The organism is Terrimonas alba (genome assembly GCF_042434975.1).
Taxonomy (GTDB): Bacteria; Bacteroidota; Bacteroidia; order Chitinophagales; family Chitinophagaceae; genus Terrimonas_B; species Terrimonas_B alba.
Genome location: NZ_JBHMQM010000009.1, coordinates 74,678 through 99,227, shown reverse-complemented (window position 1 = coordinate 99,227; position 24,550 = coordinate 74,678). Strand labels below are relative to the sequence as shown.

The 24,550-nt window shown below is 41.0% G+C and carries 18 protein-coding genes; 6 read left to right on the top strand and 12 right to left on the bottom strand.

Annotated elements, in window-relative coordinates:
* Positions 1–9: 9 nt before the first annotated feature.
* The 3 genes from ACFEL9_RS23320 (at position 10) to ACFEL9_RS23310 (ending at position 4,908) form a co-directional block, all read left to right on the top strand.
* On the top strand, positions 10–3,549 hold the full coding sequence (locus ACFEL9_RS23320) for a TraB/GumN family protein (protein ID WP_385895071.1): 3,540 nt from the start codon (positions 10–12) through the stop codon (positions 3,547–3,549).
* 372 nt (positions 3,550–3,921) lie between these two features.
* Positions 3,922–4,323, top strand: coding sequence for a hypothetical protein (locus tag ACFEL9_RS23315; protein WP_385895069.1), 402 nt, complete (start codon positions 3,922–3,924; stop codon positions 4,321–4,323).
* Between the two features lie 165 nt (positions 4,324–4,488).
* Positions 4,489–4,908: a hypothetical protein gene (locus ACFEL9_RS23310; protein ID WP_385895067.1), complete on the top strand. Its 420-nt coding sequence runs from the start codon at positions 4,489–4,491 to the stop codon at positions 4,906–4,908.
* Positions 4,909–5,121: 213 nt separating this feature from the next.
* On the opposite strand, the gene ACFEL9_RS23305 is transcribed toward ACFEL9_RS23310, so the two are convergent.
* Both ACFEL9_RS23305 and ACFEL9_RS23300 read right to left on the bottom strand, forming a co-directional pair.
* Positions 5,122–5,343 carry a hypothetical protein gene (locus ACFEL9_RS23305; protein WP_385895065.1) on the bottom strand — a complete coding sequence of 74 codons (222 nt, stop codon included), beginning with the start codon at positions 5,341–5,343 and terminating at the stop codon, positions 5,122–5,124.
* Positions 5,340–6,212, bottom strand: a complete 873-nt coding sequence (locus ACFEL9_RS23300) for a sulfurtransferase (RefSeq protein ID WP_385895063.1) — start codon at positions 6,210–6,212, stop codon at positions 5,340–5,342. The genes ACFEL9_RS23305 and ACFEL9_RS23300 overlap by 4 nt, the downstream gene beginning before the upstream one ends.
* 436 nt (positions 6,213–6,648) lie before the next feature.
* Between ACFEL9_RS23300 and ACFEL9_RS23295 the strand changes: the two genes are divergently transcribed.
* Positions 6,649–7,128 carry a hypothetical protein gene (locus ACFEL9_RS23295; RefSeq protein ID WP_385895061.1) on the top strand — a complete coding sequence of 160 codons (480 nt, stop codon included), beginning with the start codon at positions 6,649–6,651 and terminating at the stop codon, positions 7,126–7,128.
* Between the two features lie 87 nt (positions 7,129–7,215).
* Here the strand turns inward: ACFEL9_RS23295 and ACFEL9_RS23290 are convergent, their stop codons facing one another.
* From ACFEL9_RS23290 to ACFEL9_RS23250, 9 genes are all read right to left on the bottom strand, one after another.
* Positions 7,216–7,866 (bottom strand): hypothetical protein, encoded by a 651-nt coding sequence (locus ACFEL9_RS23290; RefSeq protein ID WP_385895059.1) that lies wholly within the window; start codon positions 7,864–7,866, stop codon positions 7,216–7,218.
* A gap of 39 nt (positions 7,867–7,905) precedes the next feature.
* A complete protein-coding gene (locus ACFEL9_RS23285) occupies positions 7,906–8,613 on the bottom strand; it encodes an MIP/aquaporin family protein (RefSeq protein WP_385895057.1) in 708 nt (235 codons plus the stop codon).
* A 95-nt stretch (positions 8,614–8,708) separates the two neighbouring features.
* Positions 8,709–10,208 (bottom strand): glycerol kinase GlpK, encoded by a 1,500-nt coding sequence (gene glpK / locus ACFEL9_RS23280; RefSeq protein ID WP_385895055.1) that lies wholly within the window; start codon positions 10,206–10,208, stop codon positions 8,709–8,711.
* Between the two features lie 343 nt (positions 10,209–10,551).
* Positions 10,552–11,472: a glycerophosphodiester phosphodiesterase family protein gene (locus tag ACFEL9_RS23275; protein ID WP_385895053.1), complete on the bottom strand. Its 921-nt coding sequence runs from the start codon at positions 11,470–11,472 to the stop codon at positions 10,552–10,554.
* Entirely contained in the window at positions 11,469–12,098 is a 630-nt protein-coding gene (locus ACFEL9_RS23270) for a GDSL-type esterase/lipase family protein (protein WP_385895051.1), read from the bottom strand. The genes ACFEL9_RS23275 and ACFEL9_RS23270 overlap by 4 nt, the downstream gene beginning before the upstream one ends.
* A 50-nt stretch (positions 12,099–12,148) precedes the next feature.
* Positions 12,149–13,561, bottom strand: coding sequence for a calcineurin-like phosphoesterase C-terminal domain-containing protein (locus ACFEL9_RS23265; RefSeq protein ID WP_385895049.1), 1,413 nt, complete (start codon positions 13,559–13,561; stop codon positions 12,149–12,151).
* Between the two features lie 93 nt (positions 13,562–13,654).
* A complete protein-coding gene (locus ACFEL9_RS23260; RefSeq protein WP_385895047.1) occupies positions 13,655–15,097 on the bottom strand; it encodes a SusD/RagB family nutrient-binding outer membrane lipoprotein in 1,443 nt (480 codons plus the stop codon).
* 24 nt (positions 15,098–15,121) lie between these two features.
* Positions 15,122–18,331, bottom strand: coding sequence for a SusC/RagA family TonB-linked outer membrane protein (locus ACFEL9_RS23255; protein WP_385895045.1), 3,210 nt, complete (start codon positions 18,329–18,331; stop codon positions 15,122–15,124).
* 231 nt (positions 18,332–18,562) lie between these two features.
* Positions 18,563–20,140, bottom strand: a complete 1,578-nt coding sequence (locus ACFEL9_RS23250; RefSeq protein WP_385895044.1) for a glycerol-3-phosphate dehydrogenase/oxidase — start codon at positions 20,138–20,140, stop codon at positions 18,563–18,565.
* Between the two features lie 225 nt (positions 20,141–20,365).
* Here ACFEL9_RS23250 and ACFEL9_RS23245 point away from each other — a divergent pair, with 225 nt between their 5' ends.
* Positions 20,366–21,130: a DeoR/GlpR family DNA-binding transcription regulator gene (locus ACFEL9_RS23245; protein WP_385895042.1), complete on the top strand. Its 765-nt coding sequence runs from the start codon at positions 20,366–20,368 to the stop codon at positions 21,128–21,130.
* 134 nt (positions 21,131–21,264) lie between these two features.
* Here the strand turns inward: ACFEL9_RS23245 and ACFEL9_RS23240 are convergent, their stop codons facing one another.
* A complete protein-coding gene (locus tag ACFEL9_RS23240) occupies positions 21,265–23,751 on the bottom strand; it encodes a DUF5686 family protein (protein ID WP_385895040.1) in 2,487 nt (828 codons plus the stop codon).
* A 127-nt stretch (positions 23,752–23,878) separates the two neighbouring features.
* Between ACFEL9_RS23240 and ACFEL9_RS23235 the strand changes: the two genes are divergently transcribed.
* Entirely contained in the window at positions 23,879–24,541 is a 663-nt protein-coding gene (locus tag ACFEL9_RS23235; protein WP_385895038.1) for a hypothetical protein, read from the top strand.
* The last annotated feature ends 9 nt before the right edge of the window (positions 24,542–24,550 follow it).

The window sequence follows — 24,550 nt, the reverse complement described above, 5'->3', positions numbered from 1 at the left end:
CACCACCACATGAAAAAACTACTGCTTCTCCTGTCTATCACAGGCACCTCCCTGATTTGTTTAAGCCAGAAAATTAACTCCTCAAATTCCTTGCTTTGGCGCATCTCGGGTAATGGCCTTACAAAGCCTTCATACCTGTATGGTACTATGCATTTAACCGATAAAAGGGTTTTTTATTTTAGTGACTCGTTGTACAAGGCATTAGAGCAGTCTGACGCCTTCGCTGCAGAACTTGATATAAACCGGATGGGTGCCCAGTTGATAAATAGTTTCATAAATGAAAGGGAACAAAGGGCAGCTAGTGAGCCTGTTAAGGTCAAGGATGCAGTCTCTGTGGAAGTATGGGAAAAATATAAAGACCTGCTGGCAGAGAAATTTTTTAAGCCCGCCGAGAAGATTACGGTAAATGATCTGGATGATGTGGAGTCAGCTCTGCAATCGGAATTGTTTAAAAAAGGGGAGATGCCGACCTTCCTGGATGCATATCTTTTTGGGCTTGCCAGAAAACAAGGTAAATGGGTTGGTGGAATCGAAGATTTCCAGGAACAGGTCGAACATATAAATGCAGAAAGTGTTGAAAGCAAAATTCAAATGGCTTTATATGATGATAAAAATTATCGCAAGGCAATAGAATGGATGATCAAAATGTATACAGGGCAACGACTTGATAGCATTGAAGTCCTATATACAGCAAGTAATGGACAAAAGGATTTTATTATGACCAAGCGCAATCTGAAAATGGCGACTCGTATGGATAGCATGTCTGCCATCCGGAGCACTTTTTTTGCGGTAGGAGCTGCTCATCTGCCCGGCGATTCGGGAGTAATAGCGTTGTTGAAAAATAGGGGATTCACCGTTTCTCCTGTGGTTTCCTCAAAAAAAATCAGCCCCGAAAAATATACAGTAAAAAGAGTGGGTTGGGAATGGGTGCCGGTTGGGATTAAGGACAGCATATATTCACTTTTAATGCCGGGCGAATCCGGGGACTTCGAGATACTCCGATCTATGGGAATAGACTCGAAAATCTTTTTTGACATGTCCTTCATGCGAATGTATATGACGATGCGGATAGAAATAGGTAAAGAACGGAAAAAACTGGGCATTGACAGCTTGTATGCAGCCTTTAAACAACAGTTTTCTAAAAAAGGAAAACTAGTAAAAGAAAAAAAAGTAAGAATGAATGATTTGGAGGGGCGGGAATACCTGATACAGGCTGAGGACGGCGATTTTCATTTACAGATATTCCTTCCTGAGTTGGAAAACGTTATTATGAATGCTGTTTTTTCTATGGGCAACAAATCATCCGGTGATACAGAAGCGGAAAGATTTTTTCAATCATTTGCGTACAACAAAAATTATAAGAAGCCTGAGCCCCGACAGGCTCAGTGGTCAAGCATTGCATTTGTCAATCACGGTTTTTCAATTGAGATGCCTGTTCAACCCAGAGAGACAAAAGATGTAAATTCAGAAGAAGGGAAAATTATATATAACTACCAGGCCATCGACCTTAAATCGCAGATGTTCTATGGTATGCGCATAAGCTCCGTGAAAGAAGGACTATATGATCCGGGAATTGATAGCAATTTTTTTATTGGTGTAAAAGACAGGTTGAGGGCTAATTTTGGTGAGGGCAGGATATTAGACTCTTCCTATCTTACCATTAGTGGATATCCTGGTTATAGTGTCACTGCTGACGGAAAATCGGAGGGTACTCTTCTTGAAACGAGTATTATAACAGTTTCCAGGGGCAATCGGAATTTCTATGTATATGCTGTATTTGAGCCCGGCGAAGAAAACCGCATCTCTGCCAGGCGGTTTTTAAACTCGTTTAAAATTCTTCCCTACGCCTATAATGACTGGGAAACTGTTTTGTCGCCCGATAGTTCATTTTCTACAATATCACCGGGAGTTATTAAAAAAGTAGAGATTGAAGAAAATGGATTTCATGAAGGATCCGAGAGATTTATAATATATGACTCAATTGGTTCAACATCTACTTACATTGACAAAACGCAAATCCCCGGATGGGTTTGGTTTAGTTCTGATACAGCTTTTTTGAGAAATCGGGCAGAACAATATAAGGGAGTAGGTGATTCAATTGAAGGATATAATGTAAACAAGTCTGATAAAGGTGCGGTTGCTGAATTTTTTGTACGGACTCCTCAAAGCCAATTAGTAAAAAAAGTAAAGTTTGTTTTAAGCGGCGCAGAATTATATGAACTTTTTTCTCATATCGCACCACAAGACTTAAACGGATTGTATGAAAGGTTATTTAATGGATTCATCAGCCGGGAGCCAAAGTCAAATGAAAGGGGTGGTCAATCTCGTGCAGAAGAACTGTTAAATACATTGGAAGCAGCAGATGGCAAAGTAATCCGGCAAATAAAATTGTGGTGGAATGACCTGGATTTTACAAAAGCTGATTTGCCTGCCCTTCAAAAAATGAGTTTTAGACTATATCCAGATTTTGACACACTTTATAACAGCGATGCGTTGAATGGTAAAATAATGGATAAGATAGGCGAGTTAGATGATGATCATAATATGATTAGATATATAAGGGACCACTATCAATCAATCCAGGCAAATGATGAATATGTAAAGCCGTTCCTGGTTTCCTATTTATCGGGTATTAAATCGAAGGAGTCTTATTCGGTTTTGAAAGAAATTTTAATCAACTACCCGTTAAGAATTCAACATCCCATATATTTTAGCAACAATTTTTATGACTCACTTTCTCTTACCGCAACGCTATATCCTGAGCTATTTATTTATGCGGGGAAAGATGTTTTATGTCACCAGGTAACCAGTATGGCTGCTTCCCTTTTGGATAGCAACCTTATTTCAAATACTTCGATTAAGCAAAATGCGGCCGGTTTTATTACATCGGCGCAAAGGATTATCATAAAGGAAAAAAATGATATCGAGGAGTATGGATATAATTATTATGATTGGATTAGGATGTTGGGAGTAATAAATACGCCTGAATCAAATGCTTTGCTGAATAAATTTTCAAAATTTAACGATAGGGGAGTTCGTTTCAAAACTCTCATCGCTTTATTGAAGAATAATAAACCTGTTGATTCGAAGACAATTTACACCCTGGCAACGACTGATGAATATCGGCATGATTTATTTGAAGAATTGAAAAAAATAAAAAAGCAGGGACTTTTTCCACTTCAATATCTTTCACAAAGGGATCTGGCGAAAAGCAAGATTTATGTCTATGCAGCAGATGAAGATCAACCCGGGATAATTAGTTATGCGGGTGAAAAAATCATAGATTTTAAAGGTAAAAATCAAAAGTTTTATTTATTTAAGGTGCCGATTTCAACTGATTTCGATGCTGAAACTTATCTTGGCATAGCCGGGCCGTATAGTGTTAATCCCAAAGAATACCTGAGTACACATGAACTAACCGGTATATATTGGCAGGAGGAGTTTGATGCGAAGAAAACTGATTTTTTTTTCAAAGAATATATTTCTTCTTTGGAAGAAGAACCGACAGGACAGGAGCAGGCCCCGACTAACGTACAAACAAGCAATTAAGATATGGCGATGAATAGCTTCCGGGGAATTTCCTGAGCGTATAGGCAATTGTATGGAGTAATGGTAAGGACTTGCGGTGATTTGTCAGAGACAAATTGATTAGAGACTGCGAAGCCGGAGACTTCGCAGAACCAGGGCAGCAACGTAGAAGTACCCGGTAGTTTTCCGTAAACAAAATTCTACAGGTTTTTATTAAAATCTATTACCCCGGATAGATAAGTTGTTCTATTTTTTTCGGCCTTTAGCGGTCGTTTCTTTGTATCAGCAAGCAATTAATAAATCCGTACTCCTAAGAAAATTGATCCGTCCCATTGAAAGGTTTTAATCCGTACCCCGGCAAAGGAAATTATTTAACCCTTTAAAACTCATCCAATGGAAAATCCGAAACCAACGCAGGTCAACAAACTTAATGATGTAGTTGACCGGCTGATCAACACCCTTTTACCCAAAGCCAGCATTAACAGAAGTTTTTTTGTTAATGACATTCCTGACCACCTCCCGTTGAAAAAGGAGTCGCCTGTAATTACATCTGTATTGGGCGGCTTGCTTTCAACAATAGTTTCAAATGCAAAAGATAGTTGCATCTGGCTATCTGCGAAATTGTATGGTAATGTTGTTTTAGTGCATGTAAAAAACGCCCACGGTTTCAGTCCGCATGCTATCCAGGGCCAGCTTCAGCAATTGCAGCGACTTGCTGAAAAAAACAGGGGCACTATTGGCTTCACAAGGCACCAGAGTACCATCACGTCACTGACTTTCGGCTTTTATCCATAAAGCAGGAGTGAAACAAAAGATCCGTGTCCAATTTATTTTATGAAATCAATCTATAGTTTCTTAATACGGCGAGTGCCACGAAGCTATGTCCATTGCCTTCTGACACTCGCCTGATAAATAAACCAGAGTGAAACACAACCATCTGTAACCTATTTACCTTATCCTATGAACCATCAATCCGTACCGGCTGCCGGTTACGCAGACCTCAGGGAATTAATAGCCAATCTGCTAAAGGCTATGTTGCCCCAGACCGTTAACAACAAAAGTATTTTCATTAACGAAATCCCTTCAAAGCTAACCCTGAGTACGGACCTGCCTCTTGTCAGCGCCGTGCTCAATGGCATGCTATCATCGGTAGTAAAACATACCCGGGAAACTTATATCTGGCTTTCAGCCAGGGTATATGGGCATGTCGTGCTTGTGCATATAAGGAGACAAGGAAATATCAATACTTCAATTCAGCAGGAAGTGAGCAAGCTGCATGCAATGGCTGAAAAGATATTAGGTTCTGTCAGTTTTAATGCTGAAAGAAAGGACATGGCCACATTAACTTTTGGTTTTCCCAACCTTCCGCCGCTTGATTAGAGATTGCACATTGCCAATTGACCGGCTATGAAATGAAATGTTTCAGGGTGAAAGCCTGTGATGATTTGCCAGAGACAAATTAATTAAAGACTGTGAAATCGGAGAGTTTGCAGAAAGGGTTATTTAAAAGAACTATCAATAACAAAAAAACCGGGAGTTTTTGCACTGACAGAACTTCCCGGTTCTTTTAGAAGATAAGTTGTTACGAAGTGGTCAGGTTTTCCTTGTATTTTGTAAAATCCTTTTTTTTGTTTTATCCATTGCTTCATCCAGGGCAGCTTGCCTGTCGGTATTACTTGCCCTTGCGATAGTAGCTCCGGGATCGGCATTATAAATATGACAATAGAACGTATCACCAATCTTGTAAACGGTTCGCCGGACAGGGATGCCTTCCACCTCTAATTGCTCTTCTGTAAAATTTTGTGTGTGCATCATGCCATTTCTTTTTTTGGCTGAATAATGACATCTTTTTCTACGGCGGCGCCTACCAGGTTGCCCCATTCGGTCCAGGAGCCATCATAGTTGCTTACATTGGGATAGCCTAAAAGATACTTTAATACAAACCAGCTATGACTCGACCTTTCACCAATGCGGCAGTAGGCAATTACGTTTTTCTCCGGTACTACGCCCTTGCTCATATAAAGCTCTTCCAATTCTTCTTTTGATTTAAAAGTACCGTCCTCACGGCAGGCTTGTGCCCATGGAATATTTACCGCCCCGGGTATATGGCCACCGCGTTGGCAGGTTTCAGGTAAGCCGGGAGGGGAAAGAATTTTGCCGGTGAATTCATCAGCAGAGCGAACGTCTACCATGGCAAATTCGGGGGCCAGCATGGCCTGTTGTACCTGGCTGAGATAACTGCGCAATGATTCATTCCGCTGGCCGGCTTTATAGGTAGCTGCAACCGGTTCGCGAACATCTTTGGTGATGACCCGGTTTTCAGCCAGCCATTTTTTTCTTCCGCCGTTCATGATGCGAACGTCTTTGTGTCCATACATTTTCAGTTGCCACAGAGCCCAGGCGGCAAACCAGTTATTGTTGTCGCCATACAGGATTAAAATGGTGTCGTTGTCAATACCGCTTCTGCCAAGAAGGTTTTCCAACTCAGTTTTACTGATGATATCGCGGCGCACCGTGTCACACAGTTGGGTTTGCCAGTTCCAGCCCAGTGCACCCGGAACATGGCCTTCTTCATAAGCCTGTGTGTCTACATCAACTTCCACTACTACTACGTGTGGATCAAATTTGTGCTGATCTACCCAATCCGTGGAAACCAGCACTTCCGGATGAGCATAGTCAGACATGACTCTGAATTTTAAGGTTAAAAAAAATTGTGAAGGACATCCAAGGTACGACTATAACATACCGTTTCCCAAATCATTTTTTTAATACTATTATTATCACTGGGGCATATAAAAACTGCGGGTTGGGACGTTGCAAAGCAGGCTGTTCATTCGTTTGGTTTGGGAACGACTGACTGCGGAGGTTTGCTTACTCTGAAATAAAATAGCATCATTGCATGTGATGGTGTATTGATAGATTGGTTTTGTTAAGTGCAAACTGTTTCCATATTTCACCTCTGATTATTTCCGAAGAACAAATTAGAAGTCCCCTGCCTGGTGCGTTATTGATGAGGTTAAATAATTGAAAACTTTATTCTGCTGGTTTTTGCTGACAGTTGAAAGTAAGTTTTCTTTATATTTAAGAAACCTTTAATTAATCTTCAAAAATCACCACATTATGAGAAGAATCATTTTACTCTTTGTAACGATTTGCCTTTTTGTAAATTCTTATGCAGCCTTTGCATTGGAAGCGCCACCCCTTAAGGCCAATGAAGTGTATATAACGATTGGTAAGAATGGAGAAAAAGTATCCTTATTAGATCTTTCCCGGATGAAAATAAAAGAGCTGCAGCAGCTAACAGGGAAAAGAATGAAATTGATTGACAGGATAGGCTTCTCACTAGCCCAAAAACAATTGCGGGAAAGTATCAACAACGACGGTACTTTCAACAGCAAGAAAATGCAGAAAGCGTTAAAGAGAGCCGGGGACGGAACAACAGGCTTTCATATTGGTGGTTTTGCTTTGGGATTTTTATTGGGATTAATTGGTGTATTGATTGCATACCTCATTAAGGATGACAAAAAAGCGAACAGAACCAAGTGGGCCTGGATCGGCGTGGGTGTTGCAGTACTTCTTTATATTTTGCTGTTGATTTAATTGCTGTATAATTGAATTCAATAAAAAGGTTGATTCTTTAAGAACCAACCTTTTTATTTGAACAGGGCAGAAAAATAGTGCTGCAAATTATTCTTTTGCAGCGACGATATATCGAACAATATCATCTTTTATAGTCACTTCGTATTTGTTGTTTTTTGTTTTAATATGAGTGGTCAATTCATCTATGGTAGGATAGTCATGTTGCCCATCGAAGCTGCTTGCATCATCTACCAATAAAATATGATCGATATTTTTAAACCTGAATATAGCGTTTACCTCTTCAAGTATGGGACATTCCTTTTCGCCTCTTGCAGTTATTCCGCCAGAATAATGACCATCCAGCCAAAAAATGGCGGGCTCATTCAAATCGCTCGTCACCGTTTCTAATACTTTCCCGCTATCTCCCTGCAAAATGGTAACATTCGCATCGTGGCGAAATCTTTTCACCGCCTTTTTCCAAATATCTTTCCCAAGTTCGATTGAATATAACCGGTCGAAGGTTTTTTTTTGCGCTTCTATCATATCTCCATAGGAAGTACCAGTTTCAATAAATGTTTTGATATTATACTTCGACTGGTAATATTTTATAATTTGTTGCTTTAGATAATGTGGAGGTGGAGCAGGGCTTCCGTTATTTTTCCAGTTTCTGAGCTGTACTTTCCCGATAAGAGTCCTGATCCGGCTTCTGATTGAGTAGGGTAGAAGATTGAGAATATTTTTGGCAAAAATTTGCAACATAGGTTCTGCAAATTATCGCTTTTCTTATAGGTATAAAATTTACACCAGTTTAAAAATCGCAGCCGCTAACAACCCGCCAATTATTGGCCCTATCACAGGCACCCAGGCATAACTCCAATCGCTATCTCTTTTATTTTTTATGGGCAAAACAAAATGAGCTATTCTTGGCCCCAGGTCCCTTGCAGGATTGATAGCATAGCCGGTAGGCCCGCCCAGCGATAAGCCAATCCCCAAAACCAATAGCGCTACCGGCAAAGCGTCTAAAGCTCCCATAGTAGCCGCTGACTTCGAAATATTTAAGGCGCCAAATAAAAGAATGAAGGTGCCAATGATTTCCGTAAGTAAGTTATGCAAGGGATTGCGAATGGCTGGCGCCGTGCTAAAGACAGCCAGTTTCAAATCCTTGTCTGCTGTTTCATCAAAATGTTGTTTGTATGCAAGCCACGCAATAAATGCACCGCTAAAGGCGCCTGTAAATTGTGCTAACAGGTAGATGCCTAATAAGGAAACATCAAAATCGCCAAATACGGCCAGGCCAATGCTGACAGCTGGGTTCAAATGCCCGCTGCCACCCAATTTATTAGAAGCGTATACACCTAAAAAAACAGCCATTGCCCAACCGAATGTAATGACGATCCAGCCACTGTTTTGTCCTTTTGTTTTGCTGAGTACGACATTGGCTACTACGCCAGCACCCATAATGATAAGAAGGGCAGTGCCAATAAATTCACCGATAAATGGAGACATCGTTAGAAGTTTAATTTGTTTAAATTATTGTTACCAGTTGCCGGTTACCAGTTACGGGTAACTGGTAACCGGCAACATTTGTTTATTGTCTGTTGCTAATTGTCTTCTTCGGTCCACGCTTGTGCCGCTTTCACTGCTTTCTTCCAGTTTTTCTGCAAGTCGTTTCTTTTTTCGTCGTTCATGGAAGGAGTAAATGTTTTGTCTTTTTGCCAATACTGTTGCAGTTCATCAATGCTTTTCCAAAAACCTACAGCAAGCCCCGCCAGGTATGCAGCGCCTAATGCAGTTGTCTCTGTTACTTTTGGTCTTATCACCTCCGTATTGATAATGTCGCTTTGAAATTGCATCAGTTGATTGTTGACCGTAGCGCCGCCGTCCACTCTTACTTCTTTTATCGGCAAACCCGCATCGGCTTCCATTGATTGTAAAAGATCCATCGACTGGAAAGCAATACTTTCAATAGCCGCTCTTGCTATATGTGCATCGGAACTTCCCCGGGTGAGACCAACAATTATTCCTCTTGCATGCTGGTTCCAATAAGGAGCGCCTAAACCTGTAAAGGCCGGTACAACGTAAACACCCCCATTATCCTCTACTTTTAAAGCTAACGCTTCTACATCACCGGAGTTTTGGATGATCTTTAATCCATCCCGCAACCATTGTACTACAGCCCCGCCAATGAAAACACTTCCTTCCAATGCATATTGCACCTCACCATTTACTTTCCAGGCAATAGTCGTCAACAAATTATTTTTTGAATCGACCGGTTTGGTCCCTGTATTCATCAACATGAAACAACCGGTACCATACGTGTTTTTAACCATACCCGGTTGAGTACACATTTGACCAAATAAGGCCGATTGCTGATCACCTGCGATTCCACTCACTGGAATATTTGCTGCTGTCAAAATATTTTCAGTATGTCCATATACTTCACTGCTCGATCGTACATCGGGCAACATACTTTCCGGTATGCCAAACACGGATAACAATTCTTCATCCCATTTCAACTCGTGAATATTATACAGCAACGTTCTTGATGCATTAGACACATCCGTCGCATGCACTTTACCATTGGTCAATTTCCAAAGCAGCCAGCTGTCTATCGTGCCAAAACATAGTTCGCCCTTCTGCGCTTTGTCTCTTGCACCTTCTACATTATCTAATATCCATTTTACTTTGGTACCGGAGAAATAAGCGTCTGTTACCAGGCCGGTTTTTTTGCGAATTTTTTCTGCCAAACCATCTTTTTTTAATTGATCGCAATACTGAGCGGTTCTCCTGTCCTGCCAAACAATGGCATTGTAAATGGGAAGATGTGTATCTCTATCCCAAACAACAGTAGTTTCTCTTTGATTGGTGATGCCAATGGCTGCAATATGATTGACGGTAAGACCTGCTTTTAAAATTGCCTCAGTGGCTACTCCTAACTGTGTACTCCATATTTCATTGGCATCGTGTTCTACCCACCCCGGCTTGGGAAAGATTTGGGTGAATTCTTTTTGTGCTGTGGCAACTATATTCCCTTTTTTGTCGAAAATTATAGCTCTTGAACTCGTTGTTCCCTGGTCGAGGGACAAAATAAACTTATCCATGGCAATCGTTTAATCGTTTTTATAAAATTAAATATATAGAAATTATAGTCTCATCTGGCCTCAGCGGGCCTCATCCCTCTTATCCCTTTTCCCAAGGAGAAGGGACGATCTGCATTGCAAAATCCAAATTTCATCACTACCACATCGGCCTCTCCTTCCTTCTTCCTCTCCGGTGGAGAGGAAGCGGTGCTTCACTCCAACGCCAACCGACATATCTACCACATCAACATTATATCTCTACTCAACACTTTCGGAGATTACGATTAATAGCAGAGTCTTCGAAAGGCGAGGGCCGTGGGTTGGTGGCTTCCCCTATTGGGGGAAGTCGGAAGGGGGCCGTGGCTTACAGCTCTGCAAAGAAATTTGGATAATCCGTGATGATGCCATCAACCCCTAAATTTTTCAACCGTTTCATGTCTTCTTTTGTGTTCACAGTCCACGGAATTAGTTTTATGCCACGCTGATGACAAGCAGCAATCAATTGAGCATTTACGAGTGAATAATGCGGACTATACATCGCAGGTATATAACCCAATTCAGCCAGTTGCTGCTCAAAAGTTCTTTTATCCTTATCTGAAATGAGTACCGCAGTCACGACAGTTGGATATTTTTTATGCAGAATTTGCAATGGCCGGAAGTCAAATGACTGCAGGTAGCAATGATTTTCTATCTTTTTTTCTTTTACCACCTGCATTACGAGATCTACCGTTTCTTCTACCGGTGGTTGCTTACTTCCATCATAGGCAGCGTTTGTCTTCAGTTCGATATTATACATCACCTTTTTCCCCTTCTTTTTTGCATACCATTCAGTAGAATCAATCAGTTCGCTCATTAATGGTTTATAAGCCGCCATTTTCTGCTGTTGTGGAAATTCTTTATGGGGTTTTAATCCAACATCATATTTTTTGATGCTGTCATAATCCATTTGATAAAGCAGGTGGTTTTGCGCTTCCTTGCTATCAAGGTATTTGCCATCAGGTGTTGTGGTGATCTCCGGGTGAAAATAGATATCGTGAGAGATCACTACCTTTTTATCTTTTGAAATAACCACGTCAACCTCCACAGTATTTACATCGTAGTCGATGGCCTTGTACATGGAAGCAATGGTGTTCTCCGGCATCAGTCCTCTTGTGCCGCGATGTCCTTCCTTATTAAAGGCGGGCAATTGCATTTTCGGATTGGTAACCGCATTCATCTGAGAAGATTTGCAGCCACTCAATAATAACAGTAATCCTGCTGAAGCGGGGCTAATCAGTTTGATCATTTTTTATTTTTTAAATAGGGTTTTAAAATAGCCGCCCATTTCTGGTATCCATCCATGTCCAGGTGAAGGCCGTCGTAGGTATATTTTTTATCCAGTTTTTTTTCTGCATCTAAAAAATGCGGATGGATGTCAATAACGGTGATCTTTTCTTTAACGCCTAATTTTTTCAATTCATCATTGATGTATAATATATGCTCATCTTTATTAAAATGGTCCCTGGCGGTAAAGCTATTGTTGACCGGTAGCAATGTGTTGAAATAGATCTTTGTTTTGGGAGATTCTTTTTTAATGCGATGAATTATTTTTTTATAATTATCCAGTATTACAGTGTCGGGAATATTGCGTGAAATATCATTGATGCCGATAAGAACAAAAATTTTCGCTGGTTTTCCTTCTGTTACTTCATCCAATCTTTCCAGTACTCCAAATGTTATATCACCGGAAATGCCACGGTTCCTGGCTTCTTTCAACTGCAGCAATTCGTTCCAATCAGTAAAGTCCGTAATGCTGTTGCCTAAAAAGACAATATCAGTTGATGCATTGGGAAAAGCCCGGAACTGTTCCACTTTCATCGCATAAATACCGGGGCGATAGGTGCTATCCCATTGTGGTTTTTGTGCAAACATAATTTGTGAAACAAGCAGAGATAGAAACAGCAAGACAGTTTTCATAATAGTTATACTTTATAGGTTGCAGAATATTTTTTACCAAAACGATCTGTCGCTACCACTTTTATTTCACTGAAAGATGACGGAACAGCCGCTTTAAACATATGTTCTGTTTTTCTTGGTTCAGCAAAACCTCTCGGTTTGGGCAGATCAGGACCAAGAAGCGTAGCATAAGCGACGGGATCAAATGCTTCTGTTTGTTGCAGGCTGCCTTTATTGTTTCCATCTATCCAGTATTCGGTTCTCCATTCCGGATCGTAGTTCCAGATGTTAACCTGCACTTGCTTTTCTCCATTCATTTCATCTACAAAAATTTTCATTTGGTGATCGGCTGATTCACCAGTAGCCTGGTAGTGCCAGCTAAGTTCTGTGCCTTTTACATTGTAAACTCCATAACCGCAAGGAGTGCCATCGCCACAAATCGGCCCCGTCCACCAGGCACCGCAAACGGTACCATGGTTATGTTCGAAAATATTTTCTTTGATCACATTGCGATGGTAATGTGTGTGACCCGACATGATATGCGCTTTTCTGTCTCCGAGCACGGCATACAATGCTTCGCTATTTTTTATTCCATTATGTACAGGTATATGCACACATAAAACGATCAGATGTTCTTTAGGAACAAACGAAAGGTCTTTCTGTAACCAATCCAATTGATTTTGCGAAATATAGCCGTCATATTCCCTGTCCTTTCCCAAATATCTTACATCATCCATCACTACATAATGCACTTTACCCCGGTTGAATGAATAATGCGTGGGGCCATAGTGCTGTTGAAAGGTTTGATCCGATGTTTCGTCGCCCCCTTTATTATAATCCATATCATGGTTGCCAATGCACTGGAAAAAAGGAATACCGATTTTTTCTACAGCGGCATTATAGGCAGGAAAGAGATGTAATTCATCCCACACAATGTCGCCAACAGTTATGCCATGTAATAATGCGCCGTTACCCGCAGCTGCCACCCATTTTTGCACATCAGGTACTGACTGCGTCATCAACTTATCTACATCGTTTTGATTCTTTACCTGTGGGTCGGCCCAAATAACGAATTGATGTTCGTTGTCGTCTTTGATCAACGGGATCAATTCAAAGTCGGCATTTTTTCTATTGATATCTGACAACGAATGATAATGCCTGGCAATACCATTTTGATTTTTGAATTCATAACCGGAGGGAGTTGAAATAAAGATATTACTGGCGGAAGGATGCGGTATTAATTCGTAGCGTCCCTTTGCATCCGTTGTTATCACAGTGTAACCATCGCTTACTACTGCATCTTTTATTCCCTTTCTATTGGCGGTGACCTTACCTTTTATTTTTTTACCTGCTTCAAAGGTTTCAGCTGGCAATTGGCAGGCGGCAATCGTCCCGCCGGTCAACCATGTAATATTTTGAATAAAGAGTCTTCTTTTCATTGTTCAATTAGCTGGTTTAATAAAAACAAGGAACAGGATTACATATCCCTGTTCCTTGCCCTGCTTAGGAAAATGTTTTTATTGGTGCTGTCATTATTGATCCCACCATACTTTTGAATTGATATTATCGCCTCCCATTCCGTCGGCTGCCGCTTTGTATTTATCAGGATTGCTGATGCGAACAGATAAAGGATATTCAAGGCGGGATGGCATGATACCATTATTCAGCATACCTGCTTCAACCGGTAGTACAGGGAAGCCCGTACGGCGATACTCGGACCATTGCTGAAAGTCTACAAAGAATAAAGCGAAATACTTTTGGAGCATGATGCGTTCTAAGGTTCCGTCAAATGCGGCTGTTATGTTGGTGAAATAATCAGCCGGCATGGTAATTCCCCATTGTTCAATTGCAGCCTTTACACCTTTTTCGTAAGCTGTTTGTGCCGCAGCCATGTTGCCGGCTTGCCATTCCACTTCTGCTTTTATAAATTCTATTTCAGCATAGGGTAGTATAGGAACAATCATTGGTGCAGTAACGAGGGCTTGTAAAAAATTGGATGGGGTGTATTGAAACTGCGACTCATTCCCGGTGTAGCCATGGGGGATGCCTTTAAAACCAATCGTAGGGTTGGGTGGTGTCAAACTCCTTGCTTGTGACAGAAATTTGGCGCGGCGTGGATCGTTCATTGCATTTAATGTATCAACAAAAAATTTACCTGCTGCCCGGAATGTGGGAAAATCAACAGGGCGGCCCCACGGTGATACCAATGGAGTGATACCGGAGAGACTTAGTATAGCTGATTCTGCATTGCTCGTGAATATTGGGTATTGAACCGGATCACTAATCATCGTCCTGAGTTTTGTATAGACATCCAAAATGGTTTTATTGGATAATCTTAACAGCAGGCGCATTTGAAGCGAGTTGCAGAACTTTTTCCATTTGCTGACATTGTTTGCAAAAAGAATTTCTGTACCATAAAGCATCGATTTGGAAGTATTGAACAACCGGTTGGCGGAGTCCAAATCACTCAGCAATTTTGGACAGATATTCTCCTGCTTGTCAAAAACAGGATAAAATAATTGCTCATCGCCGCGCAAAGCTTCTGTCATCGGTACATCGCCAAAAACGTCTGTAAGATTGGACGCTACCCAGGCATTTAATGTCATCGCTATCGCCTGGTAGTTGGGATCTTGTGCTTTCACCGAAGCATCATACATTTCTTTGATGTTCTTGAGCCAGCGATAATATGTATTCCAGGTGCTGCTGCCGGTATTTTCTGTTATCTCATAACGATGTATCCCGCCGGTTGCGCTGGGAAAAGGAAGCATCACCTGCATCAGGTCAAATGTGATCACATCCGCCCTGTCCATATTAAAGGATGCTACTTCATAAATGATCGGGTTTAGCAAAGTGCCCGGGCTTATCTGCTCAATCCGGTTCGGATCAGTATTAATCTCTTTAAAATCCTTGGTACAGGATGCTAGAAAACCGCTTAGTGCGATAATGCTGGCTAGTATTTTATTAGATGTTTTCATCCGTATATTTTTTTAGTGCTCTTATTAAAATTTGAAGGTAAGGTTCAGGCCCATCGTGCGGGTGGAGGGCAATTGACCCATTTCAACACCCGGTAATAATGTAGATCCGTTTAATGCCGCAGTTTCTGGGTCAAAGATGGGGAAGCTGGTAAGCATTAAAAGATCACGGCCATAAGCGGCTAACGAGGCTTGCTTTATAAATGTTTTACCCAATACCTTCTTAGGCAACGTATATTCTAATCTCGCTTCTCTTAATTTCAGGAAAGAAGCATCAAATGAATTTGATTCAACATTAGCCCGGCGATAATAATCCGAATAATAATCAGCGATGAATACTTCTTTGGTATTAGGTACATAATGGCCACTTGCATCCAGCACTACACCGTCTCCAATTATCTTATTGGTTTCTCTTCCGCGAAGTGTGTGCTTTAATTTTCCCTGCTCAGTCATTTTGTGGTGTGTTTGGGAATATATGATACCACCATACTGGCCATCAACCAGGAAACTAAACCTAAAGTTTTTGTAGGTAAATTCATTTTGAATACCACCTTTCCAATCGGCAAAGGCCGAACCGATATATTGAATATCATCAGGGCGGGCTGGTAAGCCATTAGAATTATAAACGATTTGACCATCAGGAGAACGTACAAAGCCAAAGCCATAGATATCACCAGTGCTGCCACCAACTTTGGCAATGAGGGTAGCATTTCCGCCTACACCAATTATTTGATTATCTTCTCCACCCAACTCTTCAGCCAGGGACAATACTTTGTTACGATTTCTTGACCAGTTGATCGTGGTATTCCAGGTAAAGTTTTTATTGGTAAAATTCTTTGAAGTAACGACAATCTCCACACCACGATTTCGCACCTCACCTGAGTTAAGAAATGCAGCCGAATACCCTGTAGACCAGTTCATCGGAACCTGTACGATCTGGTTACGGGTAACGCTATTATAGAAGGTAAAATCAATACCAAACCGATTTTTTAGAAAACGAAGATCAAGACCGCCTTCGTAGCTTGTTGTGATTTCTGGTTTCAACGCGGCATTATATAAAACCGCTTCTACCGATCCGGAGCTGGCAAACTCGCTGGCACCATAGTATTTCTGAGTTTGGTAGGGATCAGTGTCGTTACCTGCTTCTGCTGCCGACAATCTCAGTTTAGCAAAAGAAATAGCAGTAGGTAATTTAAAGATATCACTCAGAATAAAGCTGGCGTTAACAGAAGGGTAGAAGAATGACCAGTTGTCTGATGGTAATGTACTTGACCAGTCATTACGGGCAGTAAAATCCAAAAAATATTTATTCTTATAACCAAATGCAGCCAGCCCGTACAAGCTATGTACGTTAAAATTTTTGTCGGTCACTTTTACTTGTGGGGCAGCTAAACCGTTGTTTAGTTTATATACCGCGGGAATAACCAATCCATCTATATAGCTATCTACTCTGTTATAGCGATGTACCATTTTGTTGCCGCCTACAGATGCTGTAACCGTAAGATCGCTGATGATTTTATCTTTATAAGAAAACAGGAAATCTGTATTGGATTCGAAATCCGTTATTGCCTGTTCTTTGTAATAACCTTTCAAAAAGTTAGCCGTGCTGAAAGGACGTCTTTGTTGCCTGTCTTCATCCATCATATTGATACCCGAGCGAAGCATCAGGTCAAACTTTTTAGAGATCTCATAAGTTGCGGAAATACTACCCACCACTGTGTTATTATTTACAGAGTTGGTCATTTCATAAGCGATGAGATAAGGATTGTCGATAAACGAGCTGAAAGGATGGATTTGATCTATTTGCTCCTGTCCTCTTTTCCACCTGTCTTTATACCAATTCAGATCCACGTTGGGATTCTGAAAGATCATAAAGTAGGCAATGGACTGGTTGTTATAGCCAGTAGCCGGTAGGTTATCGCTTGACTTATTTGTATAGTTTATTTTGGTATTTACTTTTAGCTTATCAGAGATCTTATAATTCAAACCGGTTTGAGCTGTTATTCTTTCATAACCCGTGTTGGGCATGATCCATTCATTCTTTGAATGCGTGACGGAAAGGCGGGCAGTTCCTTTATCACTTCCACCTTCCAGGGCAACGCTGTTGGTGATTGTGCTTCCTGTTCTCCAAAATCCTTTGATATTATCTTCATAAGGCCTCCACAAAGTACGTTCGTCACCACGGCCTTGTTTTTCCGGATCATATTGATAATACATTTGTCCTTCGAATTTTGGTCCAAAGGCGCTACTTGTACCACTGGTGCTGGCGCCATCGGCTGTAGCACCATATGAATAATATTTTTCACCACTGGCATTAAATGCTCTTCCGGTGCCTTGTCCATATTCATATTGGTAATCCGGCCAATGAAGCACCGTGTTAATGCTTGCATTGGAGTTAACAGTCACCCCAATACCATTATTTTTTTTGGATCCTGACTTGGTAGTGATGATAAGAGCGCCATTGCTGGCACGGCTTCCATACAATGCAGTAGCACCGGGTCCTTTCAAAACAGTGATGCTTTCAATATCATCAGGATTGATATCATTGATATTATTTCCAAAGTCAATAGGCACATCATTACCTGAGCCAGCGCCATAGGCATTGGAAACACCGGATGAAGTTGCGTTTTTGTTGCTCATAGGAACTCCATCCACGACGATCAGGGCATTGTTATTATTTGGATTTAATGATACGTCACCACGAAGGGTAATCCTGGTTGAATTAACAGGGCCGGAGCCAGATGATAATAATTGCAAACCTGCAACCTTACCGGATAATGCACTTGACCAGTTATTGGAACGGGCATCGGTTAATTCTTCAGCAGTTACCTGTTGTGCTGCATAGCCTAATGCTTTTTGCTGTCGGCTAATACCCAGAGCTGTTACTACAACGGCTTCCATTTCTTTTGTCGCAGCAGTCAAAGAAATAGTAAAGGATGATGTTGATCCTACTTTTTGCTCTACAGGAGCGAAGCCAATCGCAGAAATTACCAGTGTTTCATCGCTGGCAGCCTGGATGTTGAATGTTCCATTTTCATCTGTGGTGGTACCACGGTTGGTTCCTTTTACCTGCACAGATGCTTTACTTAAGGGAGAGCCATCAGTGTTATTCTTTATAACACCACTGACGGTTTTTTGCGCAGACACCGTTGTAGAAACCATTGCCAGTAACAGGCCAATCAACAGTTGCCTGGCTGCTTTGGTTTTGCCGGTTAGTGTAAATGTTAGCGATCTCATAAGTCTTAAATTATTGAGTTGATTAAATGACGAGGTATTTGGGATGACAAGCTTATCAGTAATGAAAGCTCAGATAAGGTATACGCAATGGAATTTTGCTAAATGCATTTTTATCAGCCGGCGGCAAAGAAAAAGCAATTTCATACAAGCAATCTTGGGTTTACGTTATGCAATCATTAACTTACTGTGATCATGCATGCAAAATTTTTACATGCGTGATGCTGCAGGTTATTATTTAAGTATATAATGTTCGGATAGTTTAGTAAAACTTTCCAATTGTTCTGCTTTCCATTGTTCGTTCTTACCCAGCACCCTTGCCATAATGGAAGCCACCTCAGGTGCGATGCGAAGGCTTTCTTTTGCATTCAGCAATAAGGCTCTTGTTCTTCTTGCTAATACATCCTCAACTGTTCTTGCCATTTCATGTTCCACCGCCCACACGATTTGTTGCCGGTGTATTTTTAATTCTTCACTTAACCATTCATTCGCACTGCCATTCATCTGTTGTTTCATTGCCGCCGCATCACTTCCGTAGAAGTACAAGGGATCACTCCAGTTAGTAGTAGCCGTATAGCCATGAATATGCAGCGATGCTGTAGCAGACTTTTTATGCTGCCACTTCAATTCTTTTTCTATTCTGTTCACCATATCTTCTCCCATCTTTCTATAAGTAGTCCACTTGCCACCAAGGATGGTAAAAAGTTGTGAGGGTGAAACAATGATTTTATGACTGCGGGATATTTCTTTTGTTTTTTGTTTATCATTATCAGGAACAGCTAATGGACGAAGACCGGCAAACACACTTAAAACATCGGATCGTTTGGGGTGAGTAGATAAATAAGTGCCGGCAGTTTCCAGGATGAATGAAATTTCTTTTTCAAGTGCCTGCGGCTCCAGTGAGGCGGCGTCAACAAGCGTATCGGTAGTGCCCACAACTACTTTATCATGCCAGGGTACGGCAAACAATACACGGCCATCACTTGTTTTTGGGATCATTAAGGCATCGCTGGAAGGATAGAAACTTTTATCCAACACCACATGAACTCCCTGGCTTACGCAAATGGTCTTTGCGCTACCCGGCTTATCCATCTGCAGAATATTGTCTACAAACACACCGGTCGCATTTACAACGGCCTTGGCTTTAAAATCATAGAGCTTGCCGGTTTCCATATCCATTGCGGTGACGCCTGCTGTATTTTTTGCTTCGTCTTTCAACAGGTCGGTCACCTGCATGTAATTCACAGCATAGCCACCATTTTCAATAATGCTTTGTGCAAGGTTGATGGCAAGCCGTGAATCATCAAATTGACCATCGTGGTATAGTACACCTCCTTTGAGCTTGCTGGTCTGAATGGCCGGTAGCTTTTTGATTGTTTCTTCTTTTGAGATAAAAATCGAAGAGCCAAGACTCAGCCTGCCAGAGATCCAGTCATAGATTTTCAAGCCAACCGTATACTTTAGGCGATCAAATAAGCTATAAACCGGAACGATGAATGTTTGATCTTTTACAAGGTGTGGTGCATTGCGATGCAATAATCCTCTTTCAATGCTCGCTTCACGAACCAGGCGAATATCTCCCTGGGCTAAGTACCTGACACCACCATGCACCAGTTTTGTGCTGCGGCTGGATGTGCCTTTAGCAAAATCAGACTGCTCGATTAATAATGTTTTATAACCACGAACAGTGGCATCCAATGCTATCCCGAGCCCGGTAGCGCCACCACCAATTACTACTATATCCCATTCCGGCGTGGCGGCAAACATTTTCTCTAAGTAGGCTAATCTATTGTTTAGTTTCTCATTCTTCATTTCAAATAGTTTCGGTATATTTTAAAACGAAACTAAAAAATAATAAAATGAAACTAAATAAAATAATTGTTATGTTAAGAAAAAATATTTCGAAATTCGACCGGGGATAACGATTTCAAAATGTTTCGAAAAAACGAACACATGTTTGCAGTATGACTTTAAAGTTTTGAAATTCAGTTACATCTATATAAATTGAATATGAAACAGCACAGGCAAAGCAACGTTATGGCAACTTTGGCCGAAAGGCATCAATACATATTATCAAAATTGAAAACAGAGGGCAAAGTAAATGTGCTTGACCTTTGTCATGATTTGAACGTGTCTTCCGTTACTATTCGCAAGGATTTGAAACTTTTGGAAGATAAAAATCTTTTATATCGTACACACGGGGGTGGTACGTCCAGTAACCCTTACACAGTTGATCGTCCCGTAGATGAAAAGGAAAAAATAAGGTCAGAAGAAAAAATGGATATCGGTGCGGCCGGCGCTGCATTGATTGAGCCAAATGATTGTATCATCATTGCATCTGGTACGACCGTTTTATCATTAGCAAGAAATATAAAACCTAAGGCCCATCTTACCGTTATTACTGCAGCCTTAAATGTGGCAACAGAGTTGAACCGTCATGCTGAAGTAGAAGTATTAGTGTTGGGAGGCGTGTTGCGCAAAAGTTCTTCCTCCGCTACCGGCATGTATGCGGAGAATATTTTAAATGATTTTTCCTGCAGTAAATTATTCCTCGGCGTGGATGGAATCGATATTGATTTTGGATTGACTACTACTCATGTCCAGGAAGCGCAGCTTAACCGTAAGATGATCGCTGCATCTCAAAAAACAATTGTCCTGGCAGATTCCAGCAAGTTTGGCAAACGTGGCTTTGGCAGGATCTGTGGGCTGGAAGAAATAGACCAGGTGATCACTGATAAAGGTATATCTGATCATACCGTCAAAGCGTTAAAGGAAATGGGAATTGAAGTAACGATTGTGTGAGAGAGTTTTGAAATTTGAAGTTTGACATTCACCTAAAAGACCTCCGTCTATCGTTTTATAGCATGGTACATGAAGTAGATTATCTTTCGATTTTAACTTCAGACTTCAAACTTCGAATCGCAAACTTCAAACACTCAAAAACTCAACCTGAAACTTCCAAACACTCCAAACTTCTTTGTTGTTCCATTGGGTAATGAATTGGGTAATACACGCCAGATAAAATCAACTCTTATTACTTTCAGAATATTGTCTACACCGGTTCCTATTTCCATATACGTTTTGCCATCCAATGTTTGAAAGGTATTTCCTTCTTTGAAATTCAGCGCCTTGTTTGCATCGGACAAACTTCCCCATAATGTTTTAATAGTATAGAACTGGCGAAATTTTAATTTGGGAAACAAACGGAAAATGCCATTCCCAACATTGTGTTCGAAGTTGATTCCGGCGAATTTATCATGGATGAATTCATATTTGTTCATCATGTTAAATGCATACTTGTTGTAATAATACAATTCATTGCCAGGGGCGATATCCAATAAAACATAAGGTAATGTCCCAAATGTTTTTCCTCCATATAGCTGGAAAGAAATATTTCCAAAGGGGGGGATTTTTATATAATCAGAAATACTGCCGGATAATTTGGTGTAATTATAATTGCTTTTTAATATACCGGAAATACCTCGGGAAATGTAAATTTCACCAATAGGATAGGGGCTTCCCAAACTCGTTCGGAAAAATTGATTCTCTAAAAATTTCTCCAGGTAAGCAAAGCGAAGACGAAGCGACACTTCGAATGTCTTAAGTGGAGAGCGGCCGTTATAGGTAGGGAAGGAATCTTTTACCGGGATATTTCTTAAGGGTGTGAAGCCTTTGTGTGTGACCGCTATCAGTTCGGATAAACCAAAGCGGTGTTCATTAAAAAACTCAAACCGCTTTTCTTCCACCTTCATGAATTTTACCGGCACATTTTGTTTGCGTATGGCGAGGGCAAATATATTGTCCGATGAAACTTCACCGTAATAGTTTTGGCCATAATCCAGGTCATTAGTATAAGATCCATACCAGTAACGACGCGGATGTTTGTTGGGCAAATAAAATAATTCCGCCTTGCCTTTAAATTTTTTATCACCGAATCCATAAGCCAGGTACCAGTGATACCACCAATGCTTATCAAATTTTTTGTTGGTACCAAAGTCAAAGCGTAACCGTAATCCTTCCCATGAATTGGCCGTCACCCAATTATACCAGGGGCCCAATTGAAAGTTGCCGACATTCAAATAACCTGTTGCAATAAAATTGATCTGTCGTGCCAGCCGCTGGAAAGTGGGTGCATTCAGCAACGTGTCGATCATCTTTATAATGCCTGCTTCGGTTTTCGTCAGTTCTTCATGCCTGGTTTCATTCCAATACGTTTTGTCCTTCGCACTTGCATCAGGAAGTGTGATAATTTCCTCCATCACCTTATTTTCATTCAGCGCTGCAACAACGGAAGCATCATTCACCACAATATCACGATAGGTAGTTGTCTTTCTGCCTATAAAACCCGGATTGTTTTTACCAATTGGAGTTACATCTGCCACAAATTTATCTTTTGACAAAAACCAGGTCGAATCATTGATGAGTTTATATTCCTGTATCAGGCTGAGGTTTTCAACAAAATTTACATTGGCCTCTTTACCCAACCGAAGGTTCATCTTTTGAACAGCGAAAGTGCCCGCATGTACCCAGCAATCGCCTTCAAATGTATTGGTGCCTTTGCGTCTTGGAACAAATACAAGATGATAAAATCGGTTATTATTTACCTGTTGGGTATCCGTCACCCGGTAGTTGTAGTACAAGTCGCCATTGTCACTGGCAGGACTTATAAATTGTTTGTCAAATACAGTAATGAAATTGTTATAGATGTTTACATTTTGATCCATGCCGCCCAGGAACTTAATAATACTTTCATTCTTTACTCCATTTGTATTGGCAGCTTTTATGACCTCGCGGCGTTTGAGTGGTTTTTTCTGGTAATAGTAGTTAGAAAGTGCTTCGGTTAAATAAGTAGGGAGGTATTTTATTCCTTCCGAACTATCCAGGTTTTGATTGATCAGTTCACCAACAGCCCGCAACGGTTTAAATTTTGTGATCTTGCCGAAATTGACATTTTTGATATCCAGTTCCAGCTTATTATATAGTTCGTAGGAGAAATTGGAAAAGCGATAGCGATCGTTGGAAGGTTTATGCTGGACGATCTTTCGCCAAAGTAAAAGCCCTTTGTTTACTTTGGTTTTTACTTTTACACCTTCGTTAAATGTTCCTCTTTCCAACGGAACATTAAGCAGTATGGAGTCCTTGTTTTTATCGATCGGAAATAAAAATGGCTGGTAACCAACACAGGTAATGACGAGTGTATCAGCCGGCCAGGTTTCCAGCCTGAAGGAAAATCTACCTGCAGAGTCGGTAAGCTGGCCAACCGTGGTATTTTGAAAGGCCACGGAAGCAAAGGGCACACCCTCTTCGCTATGGGAATCTTTAACTACACCACTGATCCTCTTGCTTTGTGCAGCAATATCATTTATGACAATAAAGAAAAGGAAAAAAAGGTATAAGGGGATATAGGGACTTCGCAAACTCATAAAGTACAAAGGTATTGACTGGAGACGAGCCGCGAAAGGGTAATTGGTAATATGTGTCACCATTTTGACAGAAACTATTTGGAAAATAAAAAAGGAAATATTTACTTTGTATTTCAAAGTGCTTTTTATGAGCAATCACAACCAACCAACCGATAGTTTGCAAGATGTAAAGGATATCCGCAAGCTGATGGAACGGTCCAGCAGGTTTATTTCGTTAAGCGGCCTGAGCGGCGTGGCTGCGGGCCTTTTTGCTTTGATCGGCGCAGCCATTGCGAGATATGTAATATTCGATGGGTATTACATAGATTACAACGAACGGGGCTATTTTCAGGCAGGAGATTTCAGAACACTGAAACTTCAGTTGATTGTGTTAGCCATCGCTATTTTTGCGGCTGCTTTTTTTTCTGCATTTTATTTTACGTGGAAAAAAACAAACCAGGATGGTCACTCTCTCTGGAATCCCGTTTCCAAAAGACTTTTTTGGAATATGTCTATTCCCCTGGTGGCTGGCGGGCTTTTTATACTGGGTATGCTCCAGCACAATGAGTGGCGTTTTGTAGCACCGGCTTGTCTTTTGTTTTACGGACTAGCCCTTGTTAATGCCAGTAAATATACCCTCACAGATGTCCGTTACCTGGGTTATTGCGAGATCGTTGTTGGATTGATCAATATGTTTTGGATCAGGAATGGTTTATTTTTCTGGGCTTTTGGTTTTGGTATTTTGCATATTGTGTATGGCGTTGTTATGTGGTGGAAATATGAGCGGGGTGTAAAAAGTGTAATGCTTTAAAAAGAGTAG

What these genes read in the sequence shown, in the direction of transcription:
- ACFEL9_RS23310 (WP_385895067.1), top strand. Translation starts at nt 4,489, where the DNA reads ATGAACCATCAATCCGTACCGGCTGCCGGTTACGCAGACCTCAGGGAA.
- ACFEL9_RS23315 (WP_385895069.1), top strand. Translation starts at nt 3,922, where the DNA reads ATGGAAAATCCGAAACCAACGCAGGTCAACAAACTTAATGATGTAGTT.
- ACFEL9_RS23255 (WP_385895045.1), bottom strand. Translation starts at nt 18,331, where the DNA reads ATGAGATCGCTAACATTTACACTAACCGGCAAAACCAAAGCAGCCAGG.
- ACFEL9_RS23290 (WP_385895059.1), bottom strand. Translation starts at nt 7,866, where the DNA reads ATGTTGCAAATTTTTGCCAAAAATATTCTCAATCTTCTACCCTACTCA.
- ACFEL9_RS23245 (WP_385895042.1), top strand. Translation starts at nt 20,366, where the DNA reads ATGGCAACTTTGGCCGAAAGGCATCAATACATATTATCAAAATTGAAA.
- ACFEL9_RS23260 (WP_385895047.1), bottom strand. Translation starts at nt 15,097, where the DNA reads ATGAAAACATCTAATAAAATACTAGCCAGCATTATCGCACTAAGCGGT.
- ACFEL9_RS23275 (WP_385895053.1), bottom strand. Translation starts at nt 11,472, where the DNA reads ATGATCAAACTGATTAGCCCCGCTTCAGCAGGATTACTGTTATTATTG.
- ACFEL9_RS23295 (WP_385895061.1), top strand. Translation starts at nt 6,649, where the DNA reads ATGAGAAGAATCATTTTACTCTTTGTAACGATTTGCCTTTTTGTAAAT.
- ACFEL9_RS23235 (WP_385895038.1), top strand. Translation starts at nt 23,879, where the DNA reads ATGAGCAATCACAACCAACCAACCGATAGTTTGCAAGATGTAAAGGAT.
- ACFEL9_RS23285 (WP_385895057.1), bottom strand. Translation starts at nt 8,613, where the DNA reads ATGTCTCCATTTATCGGTGAATTTATTGGCACTGCCCTTCTTATCATT.
- ACFEL9_RS23320 (WP_385895071.1), top strand. Translation starts at nt 10, where the DNA reads ATGAAAAAACTACTGCTTCTCCTGTCTATCACAGGCACCTCCCTGATT.
- ACFEL9_RS23270 (WP_385895051.1), bottom strand. Translation starts at nt 12,098, where the DNA reads ATGTTTGCACAAAAACCACAATGGGATAGCACCTATCGCCCCGGTATT.
- ACFEL9_RS23300 (WP_385895063.1), bottom strand. Translation starts at nt 6,212, where the DNA reads ATGTCTGACTATGCTCATCCGGAAGTGCTGGTTTCCACGGATTGGGTA.
- glpK (WP_385895055.1), bottom strand. Translation starts at nt 10,208, where the DNA reads ATGGATAAGTTTATTTTGTCCCTCGACCAGGGAACAACGAGTTCAAGA.
- ACFEL9_RS23240 (WP_385895040.1), bottom strand. Translation starts at nt 23,751, where the DNA reads ATGAGTTTGCGAAGTCCCTATATCCCCTTATACCTTTTTTTCCTTTTC.
- ACFEL9_RS23305 (WP_385895065.1), bottom strand. Translation starts at nt 5,343, where the DNA reads ATGATGCACACACAAAATTTTACAGAAGAGCAATTAGAGGTGGAAGGC.
- ACFEL9_RS23265 (WP_385895049.1), bottom strand. Translation starts at nt 13,561, where the DNA reads ATGAAAAGAAGACTCTTTATTCAAAATATTACATGGTTGACCGGCGGG.
- ACFEL9_RS23250 (WP_385895044.1), bottom strand. Translation starts at nt 20,140, where the DNA reads ATGAAGAATGAGAAACTAAACAATAGATTAGCCTACTTAGAGAAAATG.